The 7961-nt window shown below is 65.1% G+C and carries 9 protein-coding genes; 3 read left to right on the top strand and 6 right to left on the bottom strand.

Translation table 11 applies throughout. The annotated features are described in order from the left end of the window. Window positions 1-39: 39 nt before the first annotated feature. From gspD to gspG, 5 genes are read right to left on the bottom strand one after another with little or no spacing between them, the layout of a single operon-like run. The gene (gspD, locus tag CFII68_RS00170; RefSeq protein ID WP_018614387.1) at window positions 40-2400 is read right to left on the bottom strand and encodes a type II secretion system secretin GspD; all 2361 of its coding nucleotides are present in this window, start codon (window positions 2398-2400) and stop codon (window positions 40-42) included. Then, on the bottom strand, window positions 2397-2969 hold the full coding sequence (gspM, locus tag CFII68_RS00175) for a type II secretion system protein GspM (protein WP_018614385.1): 573 nt from the start codon (window positions 2967-2969) through the stop codon (window positions 2397-2399). The genes gspD and gspM overlap by 4 nt, the downstream gene beginning before the upstream one ends. After that, the gene (gene gspL, locus CFII68_RS00180; RefSeq protein WP_018614382.1) at window positions 2962-4143 is read right to left on the bottom strand and encodes a type II secretion system protein GspL; all 1182 of its coding nucleotides are present in this window, start codon (window positions 4141-4143) and stop codon (window positions 2962-2964) included. Before gspL ends, gspM begins: the two co-directional genes overlap by 8 nt. Next, window positions 4140-5126, bottom strand: coding sequence for a type II secretion system minor pseudopilin GspK (gene gspK, locus CFII68_RS00185; protein WP_033062963.1), 987 nt, complete (start codon window positions 5124-5126; stop codon window positions 4140-4142). The genes gspL and gspK overlap by 4 nt, the downstream gene beginning before the upstream one ends. An 8-nt stretch (window positions 5127-5134) precedes the next feature. Continuing rightward, complete coding sequence (gene gspG, locus CFII68_RS00190) at window positions 5135-5584, bottom strand: type II secretion system major pseudopilin GspG (RefSeq protein WP_018614378.1); 450 nt, start codon at window positions 5582-5584, stop codon at window positions 5135-5137. A gap of 148 nt (window positions 5585-5732) precedes the next feature. On the opposite strand from gspG, the gene gspI reads away from it, so the two are divergent. Then, a complete protein-coding gene (gene gspI / locus CFII68_RS00195; RefSeq protein WP_018614376.1) occupies window positions 5733-6110 on the top strand; it encodes a type II secretion system minor pseudopilin GspI in 378 nt (125 codons plus the stop codon). 82 nt (window positions 6111-6192) lie between these two features. Here the strand turns inward: gspI and CFII68_RS00200 are convergent, their stop codons facing one another. Beyond that, on the bottom strand, window positions 6193-6663 hold the full coding sequence (locus tag CFII68_RS00200; protein ID WP_018614374.1) for a hypothetical protein: 471 nt from the start codon (window positions 6661-6663) through the stop codon (window positions 6193-6195). Between the two features lie 118 nt (window positions 6664-6781). Here CFII68_RS00200 and gspH point away from each other — a divergent pair, with 118 nt between their 5' ends. After that, window positions 6782-7234 (top strand): type II secretion system minor pseudopilin GspH, encoded by a 453-nt coding sequence (gene gspH, locus CFII68_RS00205; protein WP_018614372.1) that lies wholly within the window; start codon window positions 6782-6784, stop codon window positions 7232-7234. Beyond that, on the top strand, window positions 7231-7842 hold the full coding sequence (locus tag CFII68_RS00210; protein ID WP_018614370.1) for a type II secretion system protein GspJ: 612 nt from the start codon (window positions 7231-7233) through the stop codon (window positions 7840-7842). The genes gspH and CFII68_RS00210 overlap by 4 nt, the downstream gene beginning before the upstream one ends. Window positions 7843-7961: the final 119 nt, after the last annotated feature.

The following is a 7961-nucleotide window of genomic DNA, read 5'->3' as shown; positions in this document are numbered from 1 at the left end:
CCCTCGCCACAAATGCAGTGTTTCCAGGGTTGATGTTCATCAGCGGGCGCCTCCTTCGACCGGCACCGCCTTGATCACGGCCCTGGGCGTTTGCAGGCTCACCGGCGCGGCCCCCGGGATCGCCCGGGCCGAGGCTGGCAGTTGCGGGGCTTGCATGTCCGGCAAGGCCCAACTGCGCTCCGGTTGCAGCAGGCCCTGGGCGCGGCGCATGAAGTCGTAGCGGTTGAGAGTGATGCCGCGCCCCGCTGCCGTGTCACGGATGATATAGGGCCGCAGGAACACCATCAGGTTGGTCTTGGTGATCTGCCGCCGTTCGTTGCGAAACAGCGCACCGATCCCCGGAATGGTCGACAGCCACGGCACCGCGTCATTGCTCTGGCTGTAGCCATCCTGCAGCAACCCGCCGAGGACCATGATCTGCCCATCGTCCAGCAGGATGCTGGTGTCGATGGCGCGCTTGTTGGTGACGATGCCCGTGGTGCTCGAGGCGCGATTGTCGACGCTGCTGACTTCCTGATAGATGTCGAGCTTGACCGTCCCGCCTTCGGAAATCTGCGGCCGGACATTGAGCTTCAAACCCACCTCCTCGCGGGTCACGGTCTGGAACGGGTTGTTGCTGGTGCCTCCGCCGCCGGTGACATAGCTGCCGCTGACGAAGGGAATGGTCTGGCCGACGAAAATACTGGCGGCTTCGTTGTCCAGGGTCAGCAGGTTCGGCGTCGACAGCACATTGGTGCCGCCCTTGCTCTTCAAGGCCCGGGCCAGGACCTTGAGGTCGAGGATCTTGCCGATACCGGGAATGTCCACGGTGCCGTTGACCAGGCCGAGGTTCAGGCCCTGGGGCAAGACATCGATACTGGTCTTGCCGTTGAGGTTGAGCGCCGTGCCGCCGAGATTGACCCCGCCGATCACGCCGCTGCCACCGAGGTTGCCGGTCTGCCATTGCACGCCGAATTCGCTGGCGTCGTCCTCGCCGACCTCGACGATCAGGCTCTCGATCACCACCTGGGCCCGGCGCTGGTCCAGCATATCGATGACTTCCCGCAGGTTGCGGTACAGCGGGTCCGGCGCGGAGATCAGCAAGGTGTTGGTGGTGGCGTCGGCCTGGATGGTCACGCCGCCAGCGCTGAAGGCAGTGCTCTGTTCGTTTTTCGTCGAAGCGGAAGTCGCGCCGTTGCTGCCCTGGGCGTAGCCATTGCCGCTGGTCGAAGCACTGCCGCTGGTGGTGCTGCTGGTGCCATCGCCACTGCTGCCCTGCCCGCTCTGGCCGTTGGTGCTGGCGCCCATGCCACTGAGCACCGAGCGCGAGTTGTCGTTGCCCTCGCCTTCGCTTTCCCCGGTGAGCAAGCCGCGCAGGGCCTGGGCCAGTTTGCCGGCCTGGGCGTTGCGCAGGTACACCACATGCAGGTTGCTCGGGTTGTTCTGGGCGTTGTCGAGCTTGTAGATCAGGTTGCGCGCCAGCTCCGTGCGCTCGGGGCTGCCGGCGCGGATGATGATGGAGTTGGAGCGCGGGTCGCCGATCACGTTGATCTTCTGGGTCTGGTCGCCGCCCTGGGTTTCCAGCAGGTCAGAGACCATTTGCGCGATGTCGACCGCGATGCCGTTGTGGATCGGTACCACGTCGGTGTCGATGGCGCTGGGGGTGTCGATGCCTTCAATGAGCTGCGCCACCCGCGACAGGTTTTCGGCGTAATCGGTGACGACAATGGTGTTGTTGCCCGGGTAGGCATTGATCGGGTTGTTCGGCGACACGATCGGGCGCAGCACCGGGATCAGGTTCACGGCGTTTTCGTATTGCAGGCGAAAGGTGCGGGTGAGCATGCCGTTGCCGGCCGGTTTGTCGGCGCTGTAGATCGGCCCACCCAGCAGTTTGGCATCGGCCTCCGGCACCACCTGGGCCACGCCGCCGACGTCGACCACGCTGAAGCCTTGCATGCGCAGCGCGGCCAGCAGCATGTCGTAGGCCTGGTGGGCCGGTACCTGGCCTTCGGACACCAGCGTCAGGTTGCCCTTGACCCGCGGGTCCACCAGAAACTGCTGGCCGGTGGAACGGGACAAGGCCCGCACCACCGCCTGGATATCCGCCTCGACGAAATTCAGCGTCACCGGTTGATCGCCCAAAGGCGTACGCGCCGGCGCATTGCTGCGCGGCTCGCGAGCGCGAGCGGTGAGGTCGACCTGATGCCGCACCGCGGGCTTATGTTCACGCAGGTCCTGGGCCCGCTGGCGATCGAGCAATGCATCGCCGCTGCGTTGGGTGCTCCCCAAAGGAATGCCCAACTCACTGTCCACCAGCAACGGTGGCTGCGACGCGGGTGGCGTGCTGTTGCACGCACTCAACGCGAGCAACAACAGCGGTGCAGCCTTGCGCCAATGACGTGGGTATCTGACCCCTTTCATGAAGCTTCCTTAGCGCCTTGCGCCTGATCCATGCGAACGGTTCCGGACAGTGTGCCGGAGGTGTTGTCGTTGTCGTGGTTGTCGGGATTGGCAAGGGCGGTGCGCTGTAAACGGGCCTCGATCACTTCCAGGGAGAGTTGCCGTGGGTTGCCCAATAGCCAGCTGATCACCGCCTCTGCCGGAGCCTTGTCGAACGTGAGCTGCCAGGTCTTGGGGCGCTCGGCGTCGGGCGTTTGCAATTGGTAGTGCTGGCTCAAGCCACTGGCGTCCAGGCTCTGGCGCAAGGCGGTTTCAAGGGGCTGGTCGGGTGCAGGCCCAGCGACGTCACGCAACAGCACTTCGAGGGCTTCGGTCTGTGAACGCAGCTTCGGGGTTTCGGCTTGCCAGTAGGCGATGGTCTTGAGCGGCGGCTGGATCAGTGCGAGCCAGACCAGGCAGCCGCCCAACACCAGCGCAGCCAGGGCCACGGCGGCCTGTTCGCGCACCGCCAGCCCCTGCCAGAACGTGCGCAAACGCGTGCGATAGGCTTGCCAACGCCCCCACGCCAGTGCCAGAGAATGCTTATTCATCATCGGCGTCCGGGGTTTCGTCGGGGGTGTCCTGGCTGCCCTGGCCGGCTGGTGCCACACGCAGGGTCCAACCCTGATCGATGGCGGCGACGTCAATGCCGGCCTGGGCCAGGGGGATTTTCCAAGCCTCTTCGGCGGAGGGTTTCTGCGCCTCGGCCACGACACTCAGGCGCAACTCACCGTTCTCGAATACCAGCGCCTGGACATTGCCGCTCATGAACGGCATGGCACTGCCCGCCTGCTGCACCAGGCTGGCAAAGCGTTGAGCCGGGTCGGTCGCCGCACCGCTCTGGCGCGCAGCGATTTGCTGACGCGCCTGTTGCAGCGGGTTGAGAATCACCGGCAACTCGGGGAACGCCTGCTTCACCCGCTGGCTCATCTGCGCCTTGAGCCGTTGACCCTGGGCCGCTTCGCGGGCGGCGTAGAGGTTCAGCCCGATCACCCACACCGCCAGCGCTGTCGCACAGATCGCCGCCGCCCGGCCCCAACCGCCGCGCTCGACGGCGTTGCGTGAAAGGCCGGCATGCAGCCCCCAGCCTGGCGCAGGGCCCATCCAGCGTTGGGTTTCGGCCAAGGTGCTGATCGAAGGTTGCGGCGGCGCCTCGCCCACCCAGTGCAACCCGGGCCCTGTTTCCAGCAACCACTCGTCCAGCGCGTCCTCCTGCAACGGTTGCACCACGGCGTGCTGCAGGCCATGGCGCACCAGCAGATGGTCGTCTTCGATACAGGCCACCGGCCCCGACAGCACCGGCAAGGCGTAGGCCGCCGGATAGAGGCCGCGCAGCTTCATGCCAGCCTGGTGCACAAGCCGGCCCAGCGTGGCGAGCGATTCACGATCTAGCCAAGCGATCTGCACCTGCCCATCGACCCCACGCGAGCTATGCGCCACCTGCATGTGTTCACTGGCACCGAGCATCAGGGCCTGGGCCGCGCACGTCACAGCCGCGGTGATCCTGGCCGCTGGCAACAACGGCAACTCCAGGCGGGTCAACAAGCTGTCACGCGGATGAAGGAAGCATTCCACCGAAATAGTCTTACCGCCTTGGCCCAACCCCCGCAGGCTGCTGCGGCCCTGCTCGCGAACCTGGCCCTGGCGATCCAGCCAGGCAAATGCCACCTCGCTGTCGAGATCCAGGCTGCCCAGCGGCGCCAGGGCGATGCGCAAGCGCGTCATACGCCCACCCTTGACCAGATCACCTGGGGCAAGCGGTCCTGGGTGCGTTGCAGCAACGCCTCCAGTTCGACCCGCCGTTGTCCGCTGCGTGCCTGGCCTCGCAGGCGGAACCAGTCGCTGGTGATGCCGACCTTGACGCTGGCGGCGTCCAGCTCCGGCATGCGCAGGCGATTGACGAAATCCCCGCGATTGATAAACCAGTGGCCGCCATCACGCTCCCGGACCAGTGCCTCGGCCCGTTGCAGCGACAGCCCCGGCACGTAGGCGGCCAGCACCGGGGCGCTGGCGGTGTTGCCATTAAGCCAGGTGTTGGTCGGCAGGATCGTCACGTAAGGCGCCAGTGTTTCCAGCAACCGCACATTGACGCCCTTGACGCTGCGCAGGTCTTGCAAGGTGCGCAGCATCGGGCGCGTCGGTGCCAGCGGCGTGTTGTCGGCCTGCGGCGAGGTGTCCCGGCCGCTGTCGAAGGTATTGGCCTTCGGCGCTTGGTCCGCCCGCCGCGGATTCAACAGGCGCGGATAAGCCTCGACGACCCTTTCGACGATGCGCGTACGGACCGTCGCGGCCACACCAAGCTGCTCGCACAAGCGTTCGAAAGCGCGCACTTGTTCTTCATCCACACGTTCATTGGCGACGAGGTTGCGCAGGTTGAACTTGCCTTGTTCATCTTCCAACTGGCCTTCGAACGGCGTGTCGATCTGGCCCGAACCCGGCATCACGATGGGTTTGGCCCAGGGTTGGCCGAAGCGCGTCAGCGGATCGCGCTGGCGGGCGTCCCAGAGCAACTGGCGACTCAGTTGCAGGCCGCCCTGCAACCGCGCCGAGCCCTGGACGCGCAACTGCTCGGCCTCCAGGCTGCGGGTGAACAGGGTCTGGCGGGTCAGCATGCCGCCGGCGATCACCGCCACCACGGCAGAGATCAGCAAGGCACTGATGACCGCCATGCCGCGCTGCTTCGCCGCAAGGGGCGAATCCGTTTGCATCACGGCCCTTACAACTGCCAGGAGCCAATGTCGGCATTCACGCCGTCGCCGTCAGGCTGGCCGTCGGCCCCCAGGGAAAAGATATCGACTTCGCCATTGGCACCGGGGTTGAGGTAGTTATAAGGACGGCCCCAGGGGTCGTTGGGCAGGCGCTCGAGATAGGAACGCCAGGTGCTGTTTTTCGCATCGGCCGGCTTCTCCACCAACACCTTGAGGCCCTGGTTCATGCTCGGGTAACTGCCGTGGTCCAAGCGATAAAGCTTCAAGGCTTGCATCAGGCCGCCAATGTCCTGTTTCGCCGCCGTTGCCCGCGCCTGGTCGGGACGGTCGAGCACCTTGGGCACCACCATCGCCGCCAGGATGCCGAGGATCACCACCACAACCATGATTTCGATCAGGGTGAAACCCCGCTGCCCGCGAGGGCCTTGGGGACGGGCGTTGTAACGGGCGATCTGCATCTCGACGGTCCTTCGCTGGATTCGATTCGAGGCGCAGTGTTGCAAGAAAATATGTCAGTGATATTGAAATTGCTCTGGAGCTTACGTCGTCAATCGGTCACGAACGCGGGCTAACCTTGAAGGCTGCCCTCGCCCCCGAGCCCGCGCCATGCCACGCCCTGCTCCGCAAGCCGGCTTCACCCTGATCGAAGTGTTGGTGGCCCTGGCGATCATCGCCGTGGCCATGTCGGCAGCGGTGCGCGTGGCTGCGGTGATGACCCAGAGCAACGGCCTGCTGCGCGACAAATCCATCGCCCTGCTGGCCGCCCGCAGCCAACTCGCGCAGTTACGTCTGGAAGGCCGTTTTGCCCAAGGCTCGAAAGTGTTCGAGTGCGACCAGGGACGACTGTTGCTGCGCTGCGAACAGACCCTGCGCCCGGCGGAAAATGGCCGGCTGCTGCGGGTTGAACTGAGCGTGTCGGACCGCAGTCGCGAAGCACCGCCGTTGGCTCGCTTGGAGACGTGGGTCAGCCGAGAGAAACCTTGAATAAGCGTGGATGCACACATCACCTGTGGCGAGGGGATTTATCCCCGCTGTGGGAGCAAGGCTTGCCCGCGATGCAGGCGCCTCATTTCCCCGGAGACTGAGTCGTCTTCATCGCGGGCAAGCCTTGCTCCCACAGCGACGGCAAACTCACCGAATCCGGCAACCGAGCCAGGACCAACCGGGTCTGCTCATCGCCACGTTCGATGACCACCGCCTGCGCTTCGATCGCCACCAACCGTATCCCTTGGGCCACCCGTTCACCGACCAGGAAACTGCGCGGCGGTCCATCGTTGAGACTGAGGATCGCCACGGGCGTGTGCGTGCCAGCCATCACACCGCTGACCTTGATGTCCACCGCTGCCGGCTGGTTGGAGAACCATTGCAGCGCCGGGTTATCGGAGCGCTCGGCCATGCGTTGCGGGGCGACATCCGGCGTGCGCGACTCGGCCGACGTGAGCAACAGCGAAGACCAGGTCGCCACCCCGGCCAACGCCGCCAACAAGCCCACGGCCTGGACGATTTGCGCCGGGGACACACGCTCGATGAACGCCATGGCCTGAATCTCCTTTTTTGGGTTCCAGCGTCCAGCGTACGCGCCAATTCTCTCCGTTTTATTTCACATCCCTATCATCTTCACCGTGCAGGATGGTCCGCACGCAAAGGAGCGCGCTATGACCCGGGGCAAGCAACGCGGTTTCACCCTGATCGAATTGATGGTGGTGCTGGTGATTATCGGCATTGCCAGCGCCGCCGTGAGCCTGAGCATCAAGCCGGACCCATTGAAGTTGCTGCGTCAGGATGGCGAACGGCTGGTGCAACTGTTGCAACTGGCCCAGACCGAAGCCCGCACCGACGGGCGACCGATTACCTGGCGCTGGGACGCCAAGGGTTTTGGCTTCAGTCGCCGCATCGATCAGGGCGCCGGGCTCGATCGCTTCGAGGATGACCCGCAACTGCATCCACGTCGCTGGCAGAGCCCGTCGATGGAGGTTCGCGTGGAGCCCAGGCAGCGAGTCGTGCTGAATGCCGAATGGCTCGGCGAGCCCTTGCAGATCCGCCTGTCGGACGGCCAGAACAGCCTCAATGTGCAACGCAGCGCCGCCGGACGGGTGCAACTCCAATGAGCGCCCGGCAGACAGGCTTCACCTTGTTGGAGGTGATGGTGGCGATCCTGCTGATGGCGGTGGTCAGCCTGATTGCCTGGCGCGGGCTGGACAGCGTGACCCGCGCCGACAGCCACTTGCAGGCCAGTACCGAACAGACCGAAGCGCTGCTGCGGGTCTTGAACCAACTGGAGCGCGACGTCGCCCTGCGCGCCAGCATCGAACTGAGCGAACCGGTAAAACCCGGCGTCGACGACGAGCCCTCGACCGCCCCGCCCGCCCTCACCGTGCGCAGCACCGAAGGCCGGGGTTTGCGCCTGGACGTGATCCGCGTGGCGGCGACCCAGGAGGGCGAGTTGCAACGGGTACGCTGGTGGATCAAGGGCGACACGCTTTACCGCGCCCAAGGCCAGGCCCGCAGTCGCTACCCACTGCCCGCACCCGGCCCGGGCGTGGCGGTGCTCAGTGACGTCAGCGACGCCGGACTGCGGTTCTGGGACAAGGAAAAAGGCTGGCGCAAACTCAGCGGCAACCGCCAGGAAAACCCGATGGGCATCGAAATCAGCCTGACCCGCCAGACACCTCAGGGCGTAGAGAAATATCGACAGGTGCTGGGGCCGTTGGAGTAAGCCGAGCGAATACCCCCCCATGTGGGAGCGGGCTTGCTCGCGAAGAGGCCTGTAGGCTCAATATCAATGTCGACTGTTATGCCGCCTTCGCGAGCAAGCCCGCTCCCACAGGATCTCCG

Source organism: Pseudomonas sp. CFII68 (assembly GCF_000416195.1).
Taxonomy (GTDB): Bacteria; Pseudomonadota; Gammaproteobacteria; order Pseudomonadales; family Pseudomonadaceae; genus Aquipseudomonas; species Aquipseudomonas kilonensis.
The sequence above is the reverse complement of the archived record's forward strand: the minus strand, read 5'-3'. Positions and strand labels throughout refer to the sequence as shown.